The 20889-nt window shown below is 65.1% G+C and carries 23 protein-coding genes; 12 read left to right on the forward strand and 11 right to left on the reverse strand.

The features are described from left to right. The 3 genes from AC1P6P_RS17835 to AC1P6P_RS17845 all read left to right on the forward strand — a co-directional run. Positions 1 to 427: hypothetical protein (locus AC1P6P_RS17835; protein WP_481403794.1), on the forward strand; the 427-nt coding region annotated here is incomplete at its 5' end. A gap of 79 nt (positions 428 to 506) precedes the next feature. Continuing rightward, complete coding sequence (locus AC1P6P_RS17840) at positions 507 to 1061, forward strand: hypothetical protein (RefSeq protein ID WP_481403795.1); 555 nt, start codon at positions 507 to 509, stop codon at positions 1059 to 1061. 1 nt (position 1062) lies between these two features. Next, a complete protein-coding gene (locus AC1P6P_RS17845; RefSeq protein ID WP_481403796.1) occupies positions 1063 to 1353 on the forward strand; it encodes a winged helix-turn-helix domain-containing protein in 291 nt (96 codons plus the stop codon). Here AC1P6P_RS17845 and gluQRS read toward each other — a convergent pair. Continuing rightward, positions 1340 to 2182: a tRNA glutamyl-Q(34) synthetase GluQRS gene (gene gluQRS / locus AC1P6P_RS17850; RefSeq protein WP_481403797.1), complete on the reverse strand. Its 843-nt coding sequence runs from the start codon at positions 2180 to 2182 to the stop codon at positions 1340 to 1342. The genes AC1P6P_RS17845 and gluQRS overlap by 14 nt on opposite strands. A 208-nt stretch (positions 2183 to 2390) precedes the next feature. On the opposite strand from gluQRS, the gene AC1P6P_RS17855 reads away from it, so the two are divergent. Then, the gene (locus AC1P6P_RS17855) at positions 2391 to 2948 is read left to right on the forward strand and encodes an HNH endonuclease (protein ID WP_481403798.1); all 558 of its coding nucleotides are present in this window, start codon (positions 2391 to 2393) and stop codon (positions 2946 to 2948) included. On the opposite strand, the gene AC1P6P_RS17860 is transcribed toward AC1P6P_RS17855, so the two are convergent. Then, a complete protein-coding gene (locus AC1P6P_RS17860) occupies positions 2949 to 3587 on the reverse strand; it encodes an O-methyltransferase (protein WP_481403799.1) in 639 nt (212 codons plus the stop codon). 77 nt (positions 3588 to 3664) lie between these two features. Between AC1P6P_RS17860 and AC1P6P_RS17865 the strand changes: the two genes are divergently transcribed. Continuing rightward, entirely contained in the window at positions 3665 to 4282 is a 618-nt protein-coding gene (locus AC1P6P_RS17865; protein ID WP_481403800.1) for a TetR/AcrR family transcriptional regulator, read from the forward strand. On the opposite strand, the gene AC1P6P_RS17870 is transcribed toward AC1P6P_RS17865, so the two are convergent. Further along, the gene (locus AC1P6P_RS17870) at positions 4279 to 4773 is read right to left on the reverse strand and encodes a demethoxyubiquinone hydroxylase family protein (RefSeq protein WP_481403815.1); all 495 of its coding nucleotides are present in this window, start codon (positions 4771 to 4773) and stop codon (positions 4279 to 4281) included. The genes AC1P6P_RS17865 and AC1P6P_RS17870 overlap by 4 nt on opposite strands. Before the next feature lie 58 nt (positions 4774 to 4831). After that, positions 4832 to 5344: a disulfide bond formation protein B gene (locus AC1P6P_RS17875; RefSeq protein WP_481403801.1), complete on the reverse strand. Its 513-nt coding sequence runs from the start codon at positions 5342 to 5344 to the stop codon at positions 4832 to 4834. Positions 5345 to 5545: 201 nt separating this feature from the next. On the opposite strand from AC1P6P_RS17875, the gene AC1P6P_RS17880 reads away from it, so the two are divergent. Continuing rightward, positions 5546 to 6256 carry a M48 family metallopeptidase gene (locus tag AC1P6P_RS17880; protein WP_481403802.1) on the forward strand — a complete coding sequence of 237 codons (711 nt, stop codon included), beginning with the start codon at positions 5546 to 5548 and terminating at the stop codon, positions 6254 to 6256. Here AC1P6P_RS17880 and AC1P6P_RS17885 read toward each other — a convergent pair. From AC1P6P_RS17885 to AC1P6P_RS17905, 5 genes are all read right to left on the reverse strand, one after another. Continuing rightward, entirely contained in the window at positions 6253 to 8214 is a 1962-nt protein-coding gene (locus tag AC1P6P_RS17885) for a transglycosylase domain-containing protein (RefSeq protein WP_481403803.1), read from the reverse strand. The genes AC1P6P_RS17880 and AC1P6P_RS17885 overlap by 4 nt on opposite strands. Before the next feature lie 135 nt (positions 8215 to 8349). Further along, positions 8350 to 9264 (reverse strand): GIN domain-containing protein, encoded by a 915-nt coding sequence (locus AC1P6P_RS17890; protein ID WP_481403804.1) that lies wholly within the window; start codon positions 9262 to 9264, stop codon positions 8350 to 8352. A gap of 106 nt (positions 9265 to 9370) precedes the next feature. Beyond that, the gene (locus AC1P6P_RS17895; RefSeq protein WP_481403805.1) at positions 9371 to 11617 is read right to left on the reverse strand and encodes a tetratricopeptide repeat protein; all 2247 of its coding nucleotides are present in this window, start codon (positions 11615 to 11617) and stop codon (positions 9371 to 9373) included. Further along, complete coding sequence (locus AC1P6P_RS17900) at positions 11614 to 13866, reverse strand: tetratricopeptide repeat protein (RefSeq protein WP_481403806.1); 2253 nt, start codon at positions 13864 to 13866, stop codon at positions 11614 to 11616. Before AC1P6P_RS17900 ends, AC1P6P_RS17895 begins: the two co-directional genes overlap by 4 nt. Next, complete coding sequence (locus AC1P6P_RS17905) at positions 13863 to 14546, reverse strand: response regulator transcription factor (protein WP_481403807.1); 684 nt, start codon at positions 14544 to 14546, stop codon at positions 13863 to 13865. The genes AC1P6P_RS17900 and AC1P6P_RS17905 overlap by 4 nt, the downstream gene beginning before the upstream one ends. A gap of 77 nt (positions 14547 to 14623) precedes the next feature. Here AC1P6P_RS17905 and ribA point away from each other — a divergent pair, with 77 nt between their 5' ends. Next, on the forward strand, positions 14624 to 15712 hold the full coding sequence (gene ribA / locus AC1P6P_RS17910) for a GTP cyclohydrolase II (RefSeq protein ID WP_481403808.1): 1089 nt from the start codon (positions 14624 to 14626) through the stop codon (positions 15710 to 15712). Between the two features lie 121 nt (positions 15713 to 15833). Beyond that, positions 15834 to 16310: a hypothetical protein gene (locus AC1P6P_RS17915; protein ID WP_481403809.1), complete on the forward strand. Its 477-nt coding sequence runs from the start codon at positions 15834 to 15836 to the stop codon at positions 16308 to 16310. On the opposite strand, the gene AC1P6P_RS17920 is transcribed toward AC1P6P_RS17915, so the two are convergent. Beyond that, the gene (locus AC1P6P_RS17920) at positions 16292 to 16969 is read right to left on the reverse strand and encodes a YggS family pyridoxal phosphate-dependent enzyme (protein WP_481403810.1); all 678 of its coding nucleotides are present in this window, start codon (positions 16967 to 16969) and stop codon (positions 16292 to 16294) included. The two genes, AC1P6P_RS17915 and AC1P6P_RS17920, sit on opposite strands and share 19 nt — an antisense overlap. A gap of 72 nt (positions 16970 to 17041) precedes the next feature. Here AC1P6P_RS17920 and AC1P6P_RS17925 point away from each other — a divergent pair, with 72 nt between their 5' ends. Together AC1P6P_RS17925 and pyrE are read left to right on the forward strand one after the other, a co-directional pair. Beyond that, positions 17042 to 17623, forward strand: coding sequence for a thiamine phosphate synthase (locus AC1P6P_RS17925; protein ID WP_481403811.1), 582 nt, complete (start codon positions 17042 to 17044; stop codon positions 17621 to 17623). A gap of 76 nt (positions 17624 to 17699) precedes the next feature. Further along, entirely contained in the window at positions 17700 to 18242 is a 543-nt protein-coding gene (pyrE, locus tag AC1P6P_RS17930) for an orotate phosphoribosyltransferase (protein ID WP_481403812.1), read from the forward strand. 56 nt (positions 18243 to 18298) lie between these two features. Here the strand turns inward: pyrE and AC1P6P_RS17935 are convergent, their stop codons facing one another. After that, the gene (locus AC1P6P_RS17935) at positions 18299 to 19489 is read right to left on the reverse strand and encodes a TonB-dependent receptor (RefSeq protein WP_481403813.1); all 1191 of its coding nucleotides are present in this window, start codon (positions 19487 to 19489) and stop codon (positions 18299 to 18301) included. Between the two features lie 159 nt (positions 19490 to 19648). On the opposite strand from AC1P6P_RS17935, the gene AC1P6P_RS17940 reads away from it, so the two are divergent. Both AC1P6P_RS17940 and AC1P6P_RS17945 read left to right on the forward strand, forming a co-directional pair. Then, positions 19649 to 20104 (forward strand): DUF3576 domain-containing protein, encoded by a 456-nt coding sequence (locus AC1P6P_RS17940; protein ID WP_481403814.1) that lies wholly within the window; start codon positions 19649 to 19651, stop codon positions 20102 to 20104. 105 nt (positions 20105 to 20209) lie between these two features. Further along, a partial coding sequence (locus AC1P6P_RS17945; RefSeq protein ID WP_481403816.1) for a class I tRNA ligase family protein occupies positions 20210 to 20889 on the forward strand: 680 nt, incomplete at its 3' end.

Consider the following 20889-nt stretch of genomic DNA (forward strand, 5'->3'; position numbering starts at 1 on the left):
CAACAGCTTTGCCTATGACACAGTGATCTCGGTCCGGGCCCGCCCCGAGCAGGTCGCGGCCGAGGTCGAACGGCTGATCGCGGGCACGCCGCGGCTGGTCGCCTCCGGCCGGTGGCGCTCGCAGCAGAAGACCAACATCCTCGCTTTCCTCGACAATTCGGTCCGGGCGGTAGGCTGTGGCGGGATGCCGACGACGGTCATCCTGGCCAGCGACGGGATCGAGGATTCTGAATACGCCCGCCTCACCCATGGCGACGGCCTGCCGCCACCCGACCACCGGCTCTACCGCGGCTGCGCCAAGCTGGCGATCTACGGCATCGGCCAGGGCACCGGCAGCCCGGTGATGACGGCACGCCTGCGCAGCCAATGGGACGGCTGGGCGAAAACAGCGGGTTTCGGCCAATTCGAAGCGCTCAACGACTGGTAAAATGCCCCGTCGCGGCGGTATAAGCTGATCTTGACTCAGAATACTCTGCTGTGTAGAGTTATCTACGTAGAGGCCAATCATGTCGCTGTCGTCCGAAGAAGCCGCCGCCAGTCTCAACCAGGTTCAGGAAGCGAGCCGGCGCTCGACCGAACTCTATTTCTATCACCGCTCCTCGCCGCACCTGATCATGTGGGGCGTTATCTGGATCATCGGCTATGGCGGCAGCGGCCTGTTCCCGCAGTATTCGTTGTATCTGTGGCTCGGCTTGGTTGTTGTCGGCTGCGTCGGCGGCGTGCTGCTGTCGCGCTGCAGCGCGCCCGACGGTTCGACCTCAGGTCCTCACGCATGGCGCATGGGCGCCTTGTGGACGATCATCCTGTTTTTCGTGTTCGCCACCTACGCCATCCTCGTGCCCCATCAGGCCAAACAGCTCTGCGCCTTCCCGGCGCTGCTCACCGGCTGCGTCTACATGGCGATCGGGCTGTGGCGCGGCCTACGCTATGTCATTTCCGGCATCGTCGTCGTGAGCCTGACCCTGGTCGGCTATTACTACATCGAACCGATCTTCATCTGGTTTGCCCTGGTCGGCGGCGGCGCCATGATCCTGACCGGCCTGTGGTTCCGGACGGTGTGACATGGAACAGCCCGATCCCACCATCCACCAGCCCGTCCGCCTCAAGATCATGGCCGCTCTGAAAGCGCTGCCGTTCGGCGAAGCGATCGAGTTCGTGCGGCTGAAGGCGATTGTCGCTGCCACCGAGGGCAATCTCGGGGCCCATATCACTACGCTGGAAGAGTCCGGCTATGTCGGCGTCCAGAAGGATTTCGTCGGCAAGCGCCCGCGTACCCGCGTTGGGATGACGAGCCAAGGCCGCCGCGCCTTCGACGAGTACGTCGCATACTTGCAGGAAATCATCGGTCGCTGAGGCGGGCGCGGATGTCGTCGGGCGTCTGACCGGCGTCCCTGAGCGCCCGTAAGGTCACGGCGTGGTCGCGCTTGGAGAATTTGCGCCCCGCGGCATCGAGGATCAGGCGATGATGAGCGTAGGCCGGCTCCGGCAAGCCGAGCAGCGTTTGCAGCACGCGCTGGACATGGGCCGCGGCGAACAGATCGTGGCCCCGGGTGACAAGATCGACGCCTTGAAACGCGTCATCGACAACGACGGCGAGATGATAGGCGGACGGGGTTTCCTTGCGCGCCAGCACAACATCGCCGAACCGCAGCGGATCGACAGCGATGGCGCCGTGCTCGCCGGCCGGGCCTGAGCCCTGCTCATTGAACCACAGCGAACCGACTATCGCCGCAGCTTTCTCGGCATCGAGCCGCCACGCATAGGCAATGCCGGATGCGATCTTGTCGGCGCGCTCGGAGGGCAAAAGTTGGCGGCAGGTGCCGGGATAATGCGGCCCGTCGGGACCGTGCGGGGCGCCCGCCGCACTGGCGATTTCCTTGGCGATGTCGGCGCGGCTGCAGAAACAGGGATAAAGCAGCTCAAGGCGCTTCAAACGATCGAGGGCGGCGCCATAGGCTCCCATCCGCTCCGATTGGCGCAGCACCGGGCGCTCCCAGCGAAGCCGGAGCCATTCCAGATCTTCGAAGATCGCAGCTTCGTAGTCGGGACGGCAGCGGGTGCTGTCGATGTCTTCCACCCGAACCAGGAAGCGCGTGCCCCGCGCCGCCGCGGTCAGGGCGGCAAAAGCGTGGCCGAGATGCAGATGGCCGGTGGGACTGGGGGCAAAGCGGGTGGTCGGCATGGCGCGCCATCCTTGCGATTTGCGCCGTCACGTCAAATGCTCCAATTCCCGCGACAAAGGTGCGTTTTCCTCGCCCGGCGTCGCCATTCCGTCACACCGAATCACGTACCTTTGCGGCGGGATTGGCACATGTGCTTGGCTTTGCCGGTTCCCGCTCGTAGAGTGGCAGCGCTATGATACGGAGGCAGGTCTTCCAAAGGGTCGTGTCGTGTTAGCCGCGCGCAGTCCCGACAACTGCCCGGCCCTCGTTCTCAACGCCGACTTCCGTCCGTTGAGCTACTTCCCGCTGTCTCTATGGTCCTGGCAGGACACCATCAAGGCGGTGTTCCTGGACCGCGTCAACATCCTGGAAGAATACGATCGCTGCGTGCGCTCGCCGTCGCTCGAGATGCGGCTGCCCTCGGTGGTATCGCTCAAGACCTACATCAGGCCGGCGCGCAATCCCGCCTTCACCCGGTTCAATGTATTTCTTCGCGACCGCTTCCAGTGCCAGTACTGTGGCGCCGATGAAGACCTGACTTTCGATCACGTCATCCCGCGTTCGCGCGGTGGCCGCACCACCTGGGACAATGTGGTGACGGCGTGTGCGCCGTGCAATCTGTTGAAAGGCGGCCGGCTGGCGCAGCATTGCGGCATGCATCCGCGCCAGCGCCCGCACCGGCCGTCCGTCAACGAACTCAGAAACAACGGCCGCCAGTTCCCGCCCAACTATCTGCACGACAGCTGGTCGGACTATCTTTATTGGGATACCGAACTCGAGCCGTAATCAGACGAGCAATGTCACTTCGACATCGTCGCCGAACGGCAGCGACAGGTAGGCGCTGCTGCCGCGCACCTTCGCCACATATTCCGGGCTCATGTCGGCATTGTCGGCGACAATAAGCGTTCCGGCGACGAAGCGTGGGGCGAGAAGATCGAAGATCGCGGGATAGAGCGGCTTGGCGCCGTCGAGCAGCGCCAGATCGATCGCATCGGGCAGATCGCTGGCCAAGGTTTCGAGCGCGTCGCCTTCGCGTAACTCGACGAGATCGGCCAGTCCCGCTTCGGCCAGCGTCCGGCGCAGCTGCGCCGCCTTGCCGGATTCGAATTCGGTGGTGATCAGCCGGCCGCCGCCATTGTCCTTTAGCGCTGCCGCCAGATGCAGCGTCGACACCCCGAACGAGGCACCGAATTCGACGATGGCGCTGGCGCGGGTGGCGCGGGCAAGCAGATAGAGAAGACGCGCCGTCGCCGGCGACACCGCGAGATACTGATCCTTGGTGGCGGCATAGAAGGCGCGATAGTCGCGGGTCGGATCGGCGGTGGCGATGATATCGGCGCGGGCGGCGGCAAAGGCGGCATCGCTGGCGTCGGCGGCGGCGAGGAGACGGTTGAGAAGCGGGGCGAGAGTCGAATAGGTGGTCATGGGGGCTTGCCTAAGGAGGTTGCAGGCATAATATGTGAATGTTTCGTCGCATTCACAATTCGCATTCGGATTCCCCGATGGGTCGCACCGCACGATCTGGCATTTCGCTACGAAAAGAGCCGCGTCAGCAGCGCTCGCGCCATCTCGTCGATGCCGTTCTCGAAGCAGCCATTCGCATTTTGAAAGGTGGTGGCGCGTTCACCATGGCGGCGATTGCCGAAAAGGCCGGCGTCAGCGTTGGTTCCCTGTACCAGTATTTTCCCAACAAGCAGGCGGTGCTGTTCCGGCTGCAGACGGCGGAGTGGGACGCCACCTATAGCGCGATCGCCCGCATTCTTGAGGATCGCAGTGTCGCGGCGGAACGCCGGCTCGAGGCCATGATCCGGCTGTTCTTCGCGTCGGAGCGCGACGAAGCTCCGTTCCGCCGCGTCCTCAGCGAGGCATCTCCGCTGTACCGCACCACGCCCGAAGCGCTGGCGCAGAAGAAACGCTCGCGCAAAATGATGGGCGACTTCATCGCCGAGGTTCTGCCGTCCGCAAGCCCGCCAATGCGCGCCTTTGCCGCCGATTTTGTCAAATCCACCATCACCGCGCTCGGCGTACGCCTGTCGAATGAGCCGCGTTCGGCAGCCGAAACCGAAGCCTTCGCCGCCGCCACCGCCGACATGCTGATCGCCTGGCTGAAGAAGCGTTAAATCCGCGTCGACAGCGCGATCGCCAGTTTGCAGCCGTGTTTGATTGCGGCCGTCAGCAGCGGATGGCCGAGGGCTTTTTCTGAGCCATGGGCAAGCGCGGTGTCGCGATGGGCGACCTCTTCGGCGCGGAATTGTTCGACCGTCGCGGACAAGGCGGGATCGCTCGTCGCAAGCGCTTCGATCTGGCCCTGATAGTGCTCGTCGATCACCTCTTCCACCGCTTCGGTGCAGGCCATCGCGGTGCGCTCGCCCATCAGGGCGGTGGCGGCGCCGAGCGCGAAACCGGCAACGTGCCACACCGGCTGCAGCAGTGTCGGGCGGACGCCACGCTCGGCGATCAGGCGCTGGAACGTCGCCAGATGCGCGTCTTCCTGCTTGGCCATGTGACGGATGGCATCGGCGGCCTTCGACTGACGCGTCCCGAACATCGCCATCTGGCCGGCATAAATGCGCACTGCGCCGTATTCGCCGGCGTGATCGACGCGGATCATCGCCGCGGTGTCGACGTGGGTGCCGGGCGCGGCGGGCCGCGGTTTTCTCAAGAATGCCTCACGAATTGGCCCATTGGTCGAGCGCCGGGACCGGCAGCTTGATCTTTTTCAACAGCAGCAACACGCCAAGCACCACCACCGTTCCCGAGCAGAGGAAATTGTAGCCCGCCAGCGAGATGTGGAACAGGGTCCAGCCGGGCTGGTCGCAGCGCACCACCGGCGCATTCAAATCCATGTTCGCGCTGAGGTGGACGAGCGGACCGGTACAGCTTTGCGGGCCGGGAACGAATTTGTATTCGACCAGCGCCTGCCAGAAGCCGAGGCCGGCGGTGACGGCAATGGCAGCGAGCGTCAGCCAAGCGAGAATGCGCACCGAGTCGCGGTCGATGACGCGCGCATAAAAAAGCAGGGCGCCGCCCAATCCGGCCACAATGGCGCCATCATGCGGCCAACGCTGCCAGTGACACATCTCGCACGGAATGACGTTGAATCCGTATTGGAAAATCAACGCGCCGAGGATCATCGCCAACGAATAAGAGCCTGCCAGCAGAGCCACCTTGTCTTCACGCATGATACGATCATCCTTTGCGAACGCGCCATTTCACAACGCTTCGTGCGGAATCGAAAGCCGTGCTCGATTACAAAGTCAACATGTTTGAAGGACAATTTTTCTTGCGCGAGGCGGTTTGAGGGTTAGAAACAATGCCGCATGCGCATTGAGACGGCGTTGTCGTCGCGTATAAAGGCGCCTCTTTCGGAAAGGACATCAGGGTTGGCTGCCAGACGCATTGTGCGGCGCGAGCTGTTGAAGATCGACGGCTGCGCCGTCGAGTTGAGCGTCAAGCTCAATCCCAGCGCACGCCGGCTGATCGTGAAGGTGCATCCCGTCACCGGTGAAGTGATGGTGATCGCGCCGACCAAGCGCGCGCTCGACCGTGCCGTGGAATTCGCGCGCGGCGAGTCCGATTGGATCGCGCGTCAGCTTGCCCAGGTGCCGAGCCGCGTCGTCTTGGCGCCGGGCGCCCATATTCCGCTGCGTGGTGCCGATCATCTGATCGTCAAGGGCGATGTCGGCGCGGTGTCGATCGAGCCCGGCATCATTCGTGTCGCCGGACGCAGCGAGCATGCGCCGCGGCGCATTGTCGATTTTCTCAAGAAGCAGGCCAAGCGTGAGCTCGAGCAGAAAAGCTTCACCTACGGCGCCAAGCTCGGCATCAAGCCCAAGCGCATCACGGTGCGCGACACCGCCAGCCGCTGGGGCTCGTGTTCATCGACGCGCTCCTTGTCGTTCTCGTGGCGGTTGATCCTGGCGCCGAGCTTCGTGCTCGATTACGTCGTGGCCCACGAAGTCGCGCACATGAAGGAAATGAACCACGGTACCGGCTTCTGGCGCCTGGTCGAAAGCCTGATCGGCGATGTCGATCCGGCGCAAGCCTGGCTGCGCCAGCATGGCTCGGCCCTGCACCGCTACGCACCACGCTAAGTTCCAAACAATTTATCCAGCAGTTGCTGGAAGCTGTCGGGCTTCTTGTCGGCGGCCGGCGGCTGCTCGGGCTGCTGCGGCTGGTCGGTGGCATTCTCGGCGGTCAACGCGGTGGCGCCCGGCAACGGTTTCGCCGGCAGGCCTTGTTCGGCGCCGGTCATGAAGCTCTTGAAGATACGGGCCGGCAGCGTGCCGCCGGTGGCGTGAACCATGGCGCTGTTGTCGTCATTGCCGATCCACACCGCGCAGACCAGATCGGCGGTGAAGCCGACGAACCAGGCGTCGCGATAATCCTGGGTGGTGCCGGTCTTGCCGGCGGTGGGGCGATCGTCGAGCCGGGCCGCCTTGCCGGTGCCGTAGCTGACGACGTCGGTCATCAGTTCGGTCATGGCGGTGAGGTTTTCGGGCGCGATCACCTGGGTCGGTGTCGGCGCCTGGCGCTGCCACAAAACTTTCCCCGATTTCGTCTTGATGCTGACGATCCCGTAGGGACGAATGGCAAACCCGCCATTGGCGAACGGGGCATAGGCGGCGGTCATTTCGAGCGGGTTCACCACCGAGGTGCCGAGCGCCAGGGAGGACACCGCCTGCAGCGGCGTTTCGATGCCGAGCCGCTTGGCGGTATGGGCGACCGCCTTGGGTCCGACCTCCTGGGTCAGCTGCACCGCCACCGAATTCGACGAGATCGCAAACGCCTCGCGCAGCGAAACCTGGCCGCGGTATTTGCCTTCATAGTCCTCCGGCTGCCAGCCTTTGATGTTGATCGGCCCGTCGTTCATCACGTCGCTCGGCTTGCGGCCATGCTCGAAGGCGGTGAGATAAACGAACGGCTTGAACGAGGAGCCGGGCTGGCGCTGGGCGTCGGTGGCGCGATTGTAGGGGCTTTGGGTATAGGAGGCACCACCAACCATCGCTCGCACGGCGCCGTCGGGCGCCATCGCCACCAGCACCGCTTGGCTGGCGTTGTACTTGGCGCCTTCTTCGCGCAAGCCCGCGGCGACGGCGCGTTCGGCTTCACCCTGGGCATCGATGTCGAAGGTGGTTTCCACCACCAGCGCTTCCTGGATGTCCCCGACATAGCCCTGGATCTGGTTCATCACCCAGTCGGCGAAATAGCCCGAGCCCGGCGTGCCGGCGCCGCGGACGATGCGGGCACGCGTGGTTTCGGCATCACGGCGGGTGTCTTCGTCGATGAAGCCGGACTCCTGCATCGCCATCAAGACAACGCCGGCGCGGGCATGGCTGGCATCGGCATCGAACATCGGATTGTAGCGCGCGGGAGCCTTCACCGAGCCCGCCAGCATCGCCGCTTCGGGCAGGGTCAGTTCGCTCGCATGCTTGCCGAAGAAGCGCTGCGAAGCCGCTTCGATGCCGTAGACGCCGGAGCCGAAATAGACCCGGTTCAGATAGAGCGTCAGGATCTGGTCCTTGGAATAGCGGTACTCGAGATAGAGCGCGAGCATCGCTTCCTGGATTTTGCGCTGGAAATTGCGGTCGGGCACCAGGAACAGGTTTTTCGCCAGCTGCTGGGTCAGGGTCGATCCGCCCTGCACCACATGCCCGGCCGAGGCGTTGGTCATTGCGGCGCGGGTCAGTCCGATCGGATCGACGCCGAGATGACTGCGGAAGCGACGATCTTCGATGGCGATGAAGGCGTTGGGCACATAGGACGGCAGCGTGCCGACTTCGATCAGCACGCCCTGGGTCAGGCCTTTGCGGCTGATCAGGCGATGGGCGTGGTCGTAGATGGTGACATCGCGCGACGGGCCGTTGGTCAGCAGCGTGTTGACGTCGGGCAACTCGGACAAAAAGCGCGAGAAGAAAATACCGCCGAAAATAGTGCCCCAGGCGAAGAACAGGACCAGGACATAGGGCCAGATGCGGCGACGCTTGGGCGGCGCCTTGGGGCTGGTCGCGCGCTCGGCAATCTCATCGACCTTGTTGCGGGACCGCGCCATGGCACGCCTTTTCCGGGAGACGATAGTCTGGCGGCGACTGGTTAACAGCCGTTAAACATTCCGGTTCCCGGAAGCGAAAACAAAATGGGCCGGAGTTGCCTCCGACCCACGCAAAACCCGGAAAGACCGGCCGTTTCAACCGCCGATATTGAGCTTGGCGCCTTCGTTCTCGAGATTGCCGCGATAGGCCTTTATGCGGACGGTGCCCGAGCCCATCGCCTCGATCTTGGGATTGACCGCCATGCCGCCAAAACTGACGTTGCCCGACCCCATGATTTCGACCTTGAGCGGATTGGCTTCGCCGCCGGCAATGGTAACTGAGCCGGAGCCGGCAATCGACGCGCTGGCGGAGCCATGGACGCTGGCGGCGGAGAAATCGCCCGAGCCGGCAATGTCGACATCGATCGGGCCGTTGACGTTGCCGGCGGTGATCGAGCCCGAGCCGGCAATGTCAGCCTTGATGCGGGCGACGTCGCCGACGCGGATATTGCCCGAACCGGCGGTATCGACATCGACCGGGCCATAGACATTGGCGATCGTCAGCTTGCCGGCACCGGCCATGTCGAGCTTGGCCGACAGGACGTTACCCACCGTCGATTCGGTATAGCCCTGCACGGAAAACTTGAGCGGGCCCAGGGTGTTGCCGATGTTGACGTTGCCGGCGGTCTCATCGACATCGACGGGCGCGCCGCGCGGCACCACAATGTGGATTTGGAGCTGGCCGGGATTGTTGCTGAAACCACGGAAATCAAACCAATGGCGCCAATCCCACACTGAGCCGACATGTTCGGATTCGACTTGCAGGGTACCGCCGCTGGCGCGGACGTGGACGCGGCTGACCCGGTCGGCCAAGCCCGAAATCTGGATCGCCATCGGGCCCGAATCCTTGACATCAACCCGGACGGTGCCGACCACGGACTCGAGCTTGAGGGCGCGGGCGTCATAGGTCTGCCAGCTCCCGTTGATCCAGCCGTTGTTATCGGCGGCGAGCGCCGGAAGGGTCACGGCGGCGGCCAGGGCTGCACCGATCACTAGCGAAGACATGCGCATGACAAACTCCACCCACAAAAATTCCTGCCCACAACAGATAGTCTCAGCCTGCTGGTGCGCATAGACGGTCAAAAATGCAGAGCCCGGCTTCGGCTCGCGAAGGGGTTCAAACTAGCGGCAGTGTAACCGAAAACGAGCCCCGCGGCGCCTCCGGCTGCAGCATGGATTCGTAAGCCGATTCAAGGCTGCGGCAGAACAGGACGGGGTCGAATAAGGGCGCCGAGGACGCGCTGGCGAGCGTTTGGCGCAGCGCGCCGAGATGGTCGGGTGCGTGCGCCAGCGCCAGCGCCGTGGCCTCGTAGGTGGCCAAATCGGCGACAGCCAGCGCGGAAACGCCCAGCGCCCTCAGCAGAGCAGGGGCGACGCGGCTGGCAAAACTGCGACCCTCCACGGTCAGCACCGGCACCCCCGCCCAGAGAAAATCGCTGGCGGTGGAGTGGGCCCCGTATGGCGTGGTGTCGAGGAACAGGTCGGCCGCCGCCAGTCGCGCCAGATGATCGGGGCGTTGTTCCAGCCGCGGCGCGAACACGATGCGCTCCGGCTCGACCCCGCGCGCGGCGGCTTCCGCCGACAGGTTCTGGTGCACGGTGGCGTCCTGGGTATTGAGCCACAGCACGCTGCCGGCCACCTGCTTGAGAAGCCGCATCCACACGGCGAATACCGCCGGCGAAATTTTGTGGGCATTGTTGAAGCCGCAAAACACGAAGCCGTCCTGCGGCAGACCCAGCGCGGCGCGCGGCGGACAGGGGCGCCGTTCGGTGCCGGCGTCGCGCGGCAGATAGCTGAACGGCAGGCGCACGACCTTTTCGCTGTAACAGGCTTCCAGCGACGGCGGGATGATGACCGGATCGGCGATGAGGTAGTCGATGAAGGTGGCGCCGGTGGTGCCGGGATATCCGAGCCAGCCGACTTGCACCGGACACGGACGCGAACGCAGCGCCGCGGTGCGGCCGTCGGCGGTGTAGCCCGCGAGATCGACGACGATGTCGATGTCGTGACGGCTGAGGAGATCGGCGATTTCGCGATCCGAGGCCCGCCCGGCTTCGATGAAATGCTCGAAGGCGCCGCGCAAACGCCGGCGGGTTGCGGTTTCCTCGCCCGGCGCGGTGCAGATGCCAAAGGTCTCGAACCGCGTCCGGTCATGGGCTTCCCACACTTCCACGGCGACGTGGGCGACCGGATGGGCATGAAAATTGGGCGACAGATACGCGACCTTGCGCCGGCCTCGCGATATCGGCCGGGCTGGTCGCGGCACCGCGGCGGGCGCCCATTTTTTGGCGGCCTGGAGCTGCAGTTCCGGGTTGTCGAAGCCGAGCGCCAGAGCGAACGGATCGACGGCGCAGCCGGCCCGTACCAGCCGTTCGAGCGTTCGCTTGCGCTTGTCATAGTCCGCCCAATCGCAACGGCCCAGCGCGACGACGAACGCCATTGCGGCCGCCAGCCCGCAATCGGGATCGGCCGCCAGCGCCGCCTCGCAACCAATCATCGCGTCGTCGAGACGGTTCAGCTTTTGCAGTGCATAGGCGCGATTATAAAGGGCCGGGGCGTGGCGTGGGGCGATCGCCAGGGCGCTGTCGAAGGCGGTGAGCGCCTGGCTGAGGGCGCCGGCATCGGTCAGCAGGCAGCCCATGTTGAAATAGGTGTAGGCGGCATTGGGATCGCGCGCCAACGCCTCCTGATAGGCCGCCAGCGCTTCGTCCCGGCGCCCGAGGTCGCCGAGAATGATGGCTGCGGCGACCAGCACGTCGGCCTCGCCGGGATGGGCCTGGGCGGCATTGGCGAGATCGACCAGAGCCGCCTCGCTGTCGCCCGCCTCGTGGCGGATTTTCGCCCGGCCGATCAGGGCGCTGCGGTGGAGAGGCTCGCGGACCAGCGCCGCCTCAAACGCCACCTGTGCGTCGGCTTGGCGGGCGAGCGCCGCGAGCGCGTCGCCGCGCGCGGCATGCAGGGCAGCGGCATTGGGTGCCACCGCCAGGCCCGCCTCGGCTGCGGCGAGCGCTTGGTCCGGCGCATCAGCGAGAAGGCTCCCGGAAAGACCGGCGGCGGCCGGGGCAAACTGGGGATCAAGTGCGACGGCGTTGCGATAATGCTTGGCGGCCTCGCGGTTTTCGTCGCGCTTGCGATAGGCTTCAGCAAGATGGAACTCGGCCAGCGGATTGTTGGCGAACAGTGCCAGCGAGCGGGTGATCAGATCCACCGAGGCGCGCAGGTCGCTTTGCTGCGCCTTCAGCACGCCGAGGAAATGCAGGGCGTGATACTGGTTCGGCTGTAGCGCCAACACTTCACGATAGGCGCGTTCGGCCTCCTCAAGGCGGCCGGCATGATGGAGCCGCAACGCGTCATTGATGGTCATGGATTCACCGTGAAGCTGCACCGCTCGCCGGCACGACGCTGGACGATCATGGTGCGATAGGCCGCTTCCAGGGCGCGGGTGTAGGCGGCGATGTCGAACAGGCGGGCGCGGTTTCTTTCAAGCGTGGCGCGAGCGGCGGCGCACCGGGTCGCAGCAAGGGTGCGCGCGATGCGTTCGTAATCGGCGAGATCGGCGGCGACGAGATCGTGCAATCCGACTGCGGCAAGCTGGCTGGCGCCGACGCGGGTGGCGAAACTATTGCCGGCCACCGTCACCACCGGCACGCCCGCCCACAGCATGTCGCTGACGGTGGCATGGCCGCCATAGCAGCTTGTGTCGAGGAAGACATCGATCAGCCGCAAGCGCCCGAGATAGGCCGCACGATCATCGAGGCGGTCGGCAAAGACGAGACGGGCGGGGTCGATGCCGCACGCCGCCGCACGCCGCCGGAGGTTTTGCTGCGCGATGGGATCGGCGATGTTAAGCCACAACACACTGCCTGGCACCGCAGCGAGGAGCCGCATCCAGACCTCGAACAGGTCCGAATCCAATTTGTAGGCTCCGGCGAAGCCGCCGAATACCAGTCCGTTTGGCGGCAGGCCGGCGTCGGACCGCGCGGGCGGCGGTGCGGGCGCGATGGTGGTATCGCGCGGCATGAAGCTGAACGGCAGGCGCACCACCGTTTCGTCGTAGCAGCCCTCGTCGGCGGGCGCGATCACGGTCGCATCGGCGATGATGTAATCGACATAAGCGGCGCCATAGGTGCCGGGATAGCCGAGGAAATTGACCGCCACCGGGGCCGGGCGCGACTGCAACGCCCAGGGACGGCCGCGAAACGTGTGGCCGCTGATATCGACGACAATGTCGAGGTCGAGCGTCTCGATCAGGCGGGCAAGCTCGCCGTCGTTGCAATCGCCGCTTTCGACGAAACGGTCGAAGGCGTTCATCACCCGTGCCTGGAATGGCGTGCCATCGGGCGGGCTGAGACTGATGGCGATGATTTCGAAGGCGCCGCGATCATGGCGCTCGATCACCTCGATGATCTGATGGGCGACGACATGGTTGCGCCAATCGGCCGACAGATAGCCGATGCGAACACGCGCGTGGGCTGCGACCGACGGGGCTTGCCGCGTGGCCCTACCCGCAGCGAGCCTTGCCGCCTGGCGATGCAACGCCGGATCATCGGTGGCGTAGAGCAGCATGAACGGATTGATCGGGGCTCCGGCACGGGCGGCGGCGATGATGTCGGCTCCGGCCTTCGCGCGGCGGGAAAAATCGCACGCCGCGGCAATCAGGGAAAAACGCGTCGTCAGCGCATCGACTTTGCCGGGCACCAGCGCCAGCGCCGCTTCGATGTCGGCCAGCGCCGCGTCGTTGCGGCCGAGCCCCGACAGCGCCGTCGCCCGAGTATAGAGCGCGGCGGCGCAGTTGCGTTCGCGGGCCAGCGCCGCCTCGCAATCGGCGATGGCCTCGGTGTGGCGGCCGAGCAGCGTGCGCGCGCTCGCCCGTCCGCAATAGGCTTCGATCGTGTCCGGCTGGCGCGCCAGGAGGTCGGAATAAACCGCGATGGCGCGCACTGCACCGCCGCATTTCAGCAGCAGGGCGCCGAACTGCTGCAGCAATTCCACATCGCCCGGCTTGATCGCCAGCGCGGTGTCGAAATCGCCGATCGCCTTGCCGACTTCGCCGCGATCGAATTCGGTCAGCGCCCGGATCACCAGCGATTTGGGATCGCCGGGGCGCAACTGAAGACTCTTCTCGATCGCCGCCAGCGCCTCGGCGGTGCGCCCGCTGAGCTGCAACGCCGCCGCCTTGTTGGCATAGCTGAGGGCATCGTTCGGCTGCAATGCCAGGACGGCGTCGTAAGCGGCGACCGCCTCGTCATAGCGCGCCAACGCATGCAGCATCGCCGCCCGTCCGGCGTGAAGGCGGGGAATATCGGGCCTCAGCGCCAGCGCGGCGTCGTATGCGGCGAGCGCCTCCTCGCGGCGGTCGAGTTCGGCGAGAGAGGACGCAAGCTGGAAGAAAATCACCGGATCGGACGGCTTCACATTGGCCGCGGTCGCGAACAGTCCCACGGCACCGGCATGATCGCCGCGGCCGGCGGTGAGGGCGGCAAGATGCTGCAAGGCCGCGAAATGCTGCGGCTCGTTCGTCAGGGCGGCGCGATAGCAACCCTCGGCCGCCGCGAGGCGACCGGCCTTGTGATGGGCAAGCCCGGCGAGGAACTCCTCATCGGCGGCGGTCATGGCACCAGCCGGTAGCCGCCGTTTTCGGTGATCAGGATGCGCGCGTCGCCGGGGTTTTCCTCGATCTTCTGGCGCAGGCGATAGATGTGGGTTTCCAGCGTGTGGGTGGTCACTGCCGGATTATAGCCCCAGACCTCGTTGAGAAGGGTCTCGCGCGGCACCGTGGCGCCGATCCGGTAGAGGAATTTGAGGATGTTGGTTTCCTTCTCGGTGAGGCGGATTTTGTGCGACGCCTCATCGAGCAGCAGCTTGGCGCTGGGGCGGAAAGTGTAGGGCCCGATGCGGTACATCGCTTCTTCCGAACGGTCGTGGCTGCGCAAATGGGCATGCACCCGCGCCATCAGCACGGCGAAGCGGAACGGCTTGGTGATGTAGTCGTTGGCGCCCGACGCGAGCCCGGCAATGGTGTCGGCATCGCTATCGGCGGCTGTGAGCAGCACGATCGGGCAGGTGACACCGGCGGCGCGCAACGCCTGGCACAGCGCCCGGCCGTCGCCGTCGGGCAGGCCGACGTCGAGGATCATGAATTCGTAGAGGCCGTCGGCGGCTTGGGCGCGCGCCGTGGCACAATCGCCGGCGCGTTCGACGGCGTAATTGCCTTCCTGGGTGAGCTGTTCGGCCAGGGAGTCGGCGAGCATTTCGTCGTCTTCCACCAAGAGGACACGCTTGGCGCTGGTCATGATCGGTGTGGCTTCCTTGCGAGGGGCGGGCCGGACTCTATCCGGTTTTCCCGTGCTGGTGTATTGGGATAGCCATCATGACGCCATTGCGCCGCGCCCCGCCCCCCGCCCCGGCCGAAATCCGTGCCGGGCTCGACCAGATCGCCCAGGCCATCGACGCCCTCAGGGCCGGACGGCCGGTGCGGCTGATTGGCCCGCGCGGCGGCCACAGCCTGTACGCGGCTGAAACCATCCCGCAAGCGGCCTTGAAACGGCTGTCCCGGCCGCTGCTGATCCTCAGCCATGCCCGTGCCAGGACGTTGAAAATCCGCCTTTACACGCCCGAAGTGGTGGCGTTGGGGATCAAGCCGGGAACCAGCCCGGCCGAGCTGCGCGCCATTGCCGATCCGACCGTCGATCTCGACACCCCGCTGAAGGGCCCGTTCGAGGCCAGGCGCGCCAAGCTCGGACCGGCCTATGCGGCGGCGGTCAAGCTCGCCAAGCTCGCGGGATTGTTACCGGCGGCGGTGGTGGTGACGGCGCGCCAGCGCGGCGCGGTCGGGGTCAAACTGAGCGATGTTGCCCATTACGAATCGGAGGCTGCAGCAAGCCTCGAGATCGTGACGCGGGCCCGGGTGCCGCTGGCGGCGAGCGAGAAAACCGAGCTCGTCGCCTTCCGCGCCGGTGACGGCGCCCCGGAGAACTACGCCATCATCATCGGCGAGCCGGCCAATCCGGTGCTGACGCGGCTGCATTCGGAATGCTTCACCGGTGATCTCTTGGGCTCGCTGAAATGCGATTGCGGCGAACAGTTGCGCGGAGCGATCACCACCATTGCGGCTGGCGGCGGCGGCGTTCTCGTCTATCTCGCCCAGGAAGGGCGCGGCATCGGCCTGATCAACAAGCTGCGCGCCTATCGCTTGCAGGACCAGGGCTACGACACCGTGGAAGCCAACGAACGGCTCGGGTTCGAGGCCGACGAGCGCGTCTATGCGGTGGCGGCGCGGATGCTGCAATTGCTGGGTTTTTCCGCAGTTCGTTTGCTGACCAACAATCCGGAAAAAGTCGCCGGCATCGCCAAGGCCGGCATCACCGTGGCGGAACGCGTGCCGCACGCCTTCCCCTCCAACCGCCACAACGAATTCTATCTGCGCACCAAGGCGGAAAAAGCCGGGCATCTGCTGTGAGAGTGTCCTCCCCGGCCAGGTGAAACCGCGCCATCCGGCAAATCTTGCCGGGTGGCGCCCGGACAATTCCGAGCGATTCCAAGCCCCGCCAGGTTGGCAAGAGGCTTGCTTAACGACGGGCATGGCCGGAACCGACATCGTCCTTCGCAACCAGGATTACGTACGCCAGCATGCGGTGACGCGTACCCCGGAGCCGGCGGCGGAAAAGACCGAGCCCGGCTTCTCGTTCGGCGATTTTTTGGACATCATCAATCCGCTGCAGCACATCCCGGTGGTGTCCACCCTCTATCGCCATCTCACCGGCGACAAGATCGGCACCCCGGAGAAGATCGCCGGCGACACGCTGTATGGCGGCCTGACCGGCTTCCTCAGTTCGGTCGGCGATGCCATTTTCACCGAAGTCACCGGCAGGAGCGTCGGCGACACCGTTTATGCCGCCCTGATCGGGGACGACGAACCCGCCTCAACTGAGGTAGCGGCGCGCGACACCACCTCCGAGCCGGCGGTCAATCCGATCATGATGCAGCGGGCGTCCAACGCCTATCGCGCCGGCGCGGCCCTGTCGTTCGACAAACCGGCCTATCTCGCCATGCCGTAATCGCGGGCGCCGAAGATGGCGGTGCCGACCCGGACATGGGTGGCGCCAAATGCAATCGCGATCTCGAAATCGTCGCTCATGCCCATCGACAGGAAAGGCACACCCGCTTCGCCCGCCAGCTTTTTCATCAGCCCGAAATAGGGCGCCGGGGCGACATCCAGCGGCGGCACGCACATCAGCCCGACGAGGTTAAGTCCCAGCGCCCGCACCGCGGCGACCAGCGCCAGAGCGTCGCGCGGCAGCACCCCGGATTTCTGTGGTTCTTCGCCGATATTGACCTGCACGAACAGCTTCGGGTTGCGCCCCTGCTTGTCGCGCTCGCTGGCGATGGCATGGGCGAGCTTAAACCGGTCGACCGCGTGAATGGCGTCGAACAGACCGACCGCTTCTTTCACTTTGTTGGTCTGCAGGCCCCCGACCATGTGCAGCTCGGCATCGGGATAAGCCTCTTTCAGCGCCGGCCATTTGGCGAGTGCTTCCTGCACCTTGGATTCGCCGAACCGGCGATGGCAGGCGGCGAGAGCGTCGCTGATGGCCTCGGCCGGATGGGTCTTCGACACCGCAATCAGGTGGGTGTCGGGCGCCGGGGCGACGGCGGCCTTGCGCGCCGCGGCGATGCGGCTCTTGATGGACTCCAGATTGGCGGCGATGGGAGACATGAGCTGAGCGATAGACCCGGAGCGCGTTCAGGAAAAGTGCATAGCGGTTTTCCGGCCGAAAGCGCGACAAAAATGGCCCGGGCGCGGCTGGGCAGGGTGGCGGAAAGGCTGGCGCGCACCGCCGCTTCGCCGCTGCCGGCGCTGATTCTGGTCACCGATGACGGGCGCCTCGCCGACCCGGTCGGCGCCGCCACCGCCCTGCCCCGCGGCAGCCTGGTCCTTGTCAGGAGCCGCGACGCGTCCCGCCGCCGCGACTTGGCGCTGGCCTTGCGCGAGGTGGCGCGCGCCCGCGGCCTGTTTCTCTCGATAGGCGGCGATGCGGCCCTGGCGCGCGCGATCGGGGCCGACGGCGTTCATCTCGCCGAAGCCGAGATCAGCGCGGCGGCCTCCCTGCAAGGCCACTTCCTGGTGACGGCGGCGGCCCATTCGCTGGCGGCGCTGCGGCGGGCGGGCGCGGTGGATGCCCTGATCCTCTCCGCCGTGTTCCCGACCGCGAGCCATCCCGGACGGGCGGCGCTCGGCCCGGCCCGCGCCAATCGGATCGCCGCCTTGGCGCCCCAGCCGGTCTATGCCTTGGGCGGCATCACCAGCGAAAACGCCGCCCTTTTGCATGGTTTCTGCGGGATTGCGGCGATCGGAGCGCTGGCGGTCTGACCATCCCTGTCCGAAAAGAGTTGACCGCCGAGATCGTGGCAAGGATGTTCGGGGCCATTCCGGCGAGGAGAAGCCCGTGCAGAAATTGGTCGACATCATCAAGGCGCGCTCGTACCGGCGCGGGTCTTTCACGCTCGCCAGCGGCGCGACCAGCGAATTCTATTTCAACCTCAAGCCGACGATGATGCACCCCGAAGGCGGCTATCTCTGCGCCAAGGCACTGCTGGAAAAAATCCGCAGCGTCGCTGGTGTCGATTACGTCGGCGGCCTGGAGATGGGCGCGGTGCCGGTGATCGCGGCCTTGGCGGCGCAGTCCTTTGCCGACGGCCAGCCGGTCGCCACCTTCTTCGTGCGCAAACAAGCCAAGGATCACGGCACCGGCGAGGTCGTCGAGGGTCTGGCGCCGGGCGAAACCCTGGCCGGCAAGCGCGTCATCATCATCGACGACGTCGCCACCACCGGCGGCTCGATCATCCAGGCCGCCGCAGCCGCCCGCAAAGCCGGCGCCATCGTCGACCACGCCCTGGTGATCCTCGACCGCGAAGAAGGCGGCAGCGAAAACCTCGCCCAAGCCGGCATGACGCTGCTGAGCGCCGTGAAGAAAAGCGATTTTCTCTAACCCCCCGTCTTGGCGCCGGGGCGCTACGCCGGGTCGGCCGGGGATGACAGCGGCGGTTACCCCTGTCCGCCCGGCACTTTGAACGTCAGGTGCAGGAATACCGCGTTCATTTCGATCTTCTGCGCGCCGTCGTACCAGGTACCGAGATTGCGCGCGTAGTGCAGCTCCTGCCAGCCGAGGCTGGCTTGGAGATTGCTCGTCACCTGATAGCCGGCGGCGACACCGAAGCCGCGCAGGCCGAGCTTCGGAGTGAGGGCATCGGCTTTGGTGGTGCCGTTGGCATATTCGCCGCCGAGCGAGAACGCGTTCCAGGTCAGCGTCGCCGACACATGGGTGCCGTCGGTGCCCGTCGTCGTCGCGGCCGAATAGACATCGAAGCCATAGGTGTTGGTGTGGCGATAGGCGCCGCCAACTGCGAGCTTCCATTCCTCGCCGAACGGCACATCGACCTCGACGCCGCCGCCCCAGTCGGTGAGGCCGGCGTCCGTGGGCCCCTTGCCGTCGCCATGCGCGAAGGCGGCCGAACCGTAGAAGCCGACACTGAAATTGTCGAACGCCTGCGAATAGCTGAGCGCGGTTTCCCAGATGTTCTTCTGGCGGTTGGCGGCGTGGGGGCCGTTCGACAGGAAGGGGATCACCTCGCGCCCTTCCGACGGGGTATAGGAGACGCCGAGTTCAAGCCCGAACAAACGCGGCGTGTAATAGGAAATCTTGGCGTAGTTGGACGAGGAATTGAGCCCGGTCTGCAGCGTGAAGGCGTCAATGAACGCCCGGCCGGTGGCGGGGTCGATGAAGAAGGTGGTGTTGGGATTTTCCAGTGCGACATAAGAGTCGACCACCGGTCCGGTCACCGACAGCGCATAGCCGGCGCCATCGGTCATGCCGAGTTCGATGCTGCCGAGGCCGGTCTGGGCGACGCCATAGACCTTCTGCACCAGATTGCCGCCGTAATTGTCGTAGGAGAGGCGGTCGCGCAGCACTTCGAAGCTCGATTTGAGCGCCAGGCTGAGGCCGCTGTCGTAGTCGCGCTGCAGCTTGAGACTGAGATCGGCGGCGCCGCTGGCCCAGTGTTGATCGGCCGATTTCGGCAGCGACGGGGCGAACAGCGCGCCATGCGCCTCACCACCGAGGGTGAGACTGAGATTGTCGAACGCGGCCGTATACGGCGACACCGTCAAGTCAAGATCGTCGGCCAGGGCCGGTCCGGCCAGAAGGGCCGCCGCCGTTGCGAGCAGGATGGCTTTCATGTCCCCCACTTTATCCCAGTGCCCCGCCGGTTTGGTAAAGGCGAGCATCGTTAAGCTTTGATCATAATGACAGCTTTTGTCTCATGCCAGTATTGGCCACGTTGCGCGACGGCAGGACCGCCAGTATAAGCCCACGTCCGACCTCGGAGTTTCATTCTGATGCGAGCCTATCTCCTTGTGGCTGCCTCGTGCCTATTGCTGGCCGGTTGCGGTTCTTCCGACGACAAGCAGTACATCCAGGACACCGATAGCGGCTCGACCGCCATCTCGAGCGAGAATGGTCAGCGCATTCTGGGTGTAAATTCCTATCTGTGGCACGCCACGCTCGACACCTTGGCGTTTATGCCGCTGCAGTCCGAGGATCCGTTCGGTGGCGTCATCATCACCGACTGGTACAGTTCGCCGCAGTCCCCCAACGAACGCCTCAAAGTGACGGTCTACATTCTCGACCGGCGCCTCCGGGCCGACGGCCTAAAGATCGCAGTGTTCCGCCAGACCAAGTCGAATGAGGGCTGGGTCGATGTTGCGGTCAATCCGGACACGGCGGTCAAGCTGACCGATGCGATCCTGACGCGCGCCCGCGAACTGCGGCTCGCGACCAAGACGAACAACTAGGCCTCGCGCCCTTCCGAAACGCTGGAAAATGCGGCGCGTTTGCCGCAAAAGACTGCTGTTGGCGGTCGCGCCGAATAGGCGCCCGTCGTTTCATGAAGGGTCCCCATCGATATGGCGCGCTATAACGCCAAAGAATCCGAAAAGCGCTGGCAACAGGCCTGGAACGAAGCCTCTGTCTTCCTGACGCCCGAGAACCACGACCAGCCGAAATGCTACGTCCTGGAGATGTTCCCCTATCCGTCGGGGCGCATCCATATCGGCCATGTGCGCAACTACACCATGGGCGATGTGCTCGCCCGCTTCAAACGCGCCCAGGGCTTCAACGTGCTGCATCCGATGGGCTGGGACGCCTTCGGCCTGCCGGCGGAGAACGCGGCGCGCGAAAAGCACGTCAATCCGCGCGACTGGACCTACGACAATATCGCCAACATGAAAGAGCAGCTGAAGCTGATGGGCCTCAGCCTCGATTGGACGCGCGAGTTCGCGACCTGTGATGTCGGCTATTTCTCGCGCCAGCAGCAGCTGTTCCTCGACTTCTATCGTGAAGGCCTGGTCTATCGCTCCGAGGCCGACGTCAATTGGGACCCGGTCGACATGACCTTGCTCGCCAACGAGCAGGTGATCGACGGCCGTGGCTGGCGCTCCGGCGCCCTGGTCGAACGCAAGAAGCTGTCGCAGTGGTTCTTGAAGATCACCGCCTATTCCGACGAGCTGTTGAGCGGCCTCGATGGGCTGGAGCGCTGGCCGGAAAAGGTCCGGCTGATGCAGAAGAACTGGATCGGCCG

The sequence above is a fragment of the Rhizomicrobium sp. genome (assembly GCF_056722145.1).

Coding starts and splice junctions, on each gene's coding strand:
- AC1P6P_RS17840 (WP_481403795.1), top strand. CDS start 507: ATGTCGCTGTCGTCCGAAGAAGCCGCCGCCAGTCTCAACCAGGTTCAG.
- AC1P6P_RS17845 (WP_481403796.1), top strand. CDS start 1,063: ATGGAACAGCCCGATCCCACCATCCACCAGCCCGTCCGCCTCAAGATC.
- gluQRS (WP_481403797.1), bottom strand. CDS start 2,182: ATGCCGACCACCCGCTTTGCCCCCAGTCCCACCGGCCATCTGCATCTC.
- AC1P6P_RS17860 (WP_481403799.1), bottom strand. CDS start 3,587: ATGACCACCTATTCGACTCTCGCCCCGCTTCTCAACCGTCTCCTCGCC.
- AC1P6P_RS17865 (WP_481403800.1), top strand. CDS start 3,665: ATGGGTCGCACCGCACGATCTGGCATTTCGCTACGAAAAGAGCCGCGT.
- AC1P6P_RS17870 (WP_481403815.1), bottom strand. CDS start 4,773: ATGATCCGCGTCGATCACGCCGGCGAATACGGCGCAGTGCGCATTTAT.
- AC1P6P_RS17875 (WP_481403801.1), bottom strand. CDS start 5,344: ATGCGTGAAGACAAGGTGGCTCTGCTGGCAGGCTCTTATTCGTTGGCG.
- AC1P6P_RS17885 (WP_481403803.1), bottom strand. CDS start 8,214: ATGGCGCGGTCCCGCAACAAGGTCGATGAGATTGCCGAGCGCGCGACC.
- AC1P6P_RS17890 (WP_481403804.1), bottom strand. CDS start 9,264: ATGCGCATGTCTTCGCTAGTGATCGGTGCAGCCCTGGCCGCCGCCGTG.
- AC1P6P_RS17895 (WP_481403805.1), bottom strand. CDS start 11,617: ATGACCATCAATGACGCGTTGCGGCTCCATCATGCCGGCCGCCTTGAG.
- AC1P6P_RS17900 (WP_481403806.1), bottom strand. CDS start 13,866: ATGACCGCCGCCGATGAGGAGTTCCTCGCCGGGCTTGCCCATCACAAG.
- AC1P6P_RS17905 (WP_481403807.1), bottom strand. CDS start 14,546: ATGACCAGCGCCAAGCGTGTCCTCTTGGTGGAAGACGACGAAATGCTC.
- ribA (WP_481403808.1), top strand. CDS start 14,624: ATGACGCCATTGCGCCGCGCCCCGCCCCCCGCCCCGGCCGAAATCCGT.
- AC1P6P_RS17915 (WP_481403809.1), top strand. CDS start 15,834: ATGGCCGGAACCGACATCGTCCTTCGCAACCAGGATTACGTACGCCAG.
- AC1P6P_RS17920 (WP_481403810.1), bottom strand. CDS start 16,969: ATGTCTCCCATCGCCGCCAATCTGGAGTCCATCAAGAGCCGCATCGCC.
- AC1P6P_RS17925 (WP_481403811.1), top strand. CDS start 17,042: ATGGCCCGGGCGCGGCTGGGCAGGGTGGCGGAAAGGCTGGCGCGCACC.
- AC1P6P_RS17935 (WP_481403813.1), bottom strand. CDS start 19,489: ATGAAAGCCATCCTGCTCGCAACGGCGGCGGCCCTTCTGGCCGGACCG.
- AC1P6P_RS17940 (WP_481403814.1), top strand. CDS start 19,649: ATGCGAGCCTATCTCCTTGTGGCTGCCTCGTGCCTATTGCTGGCCGGT.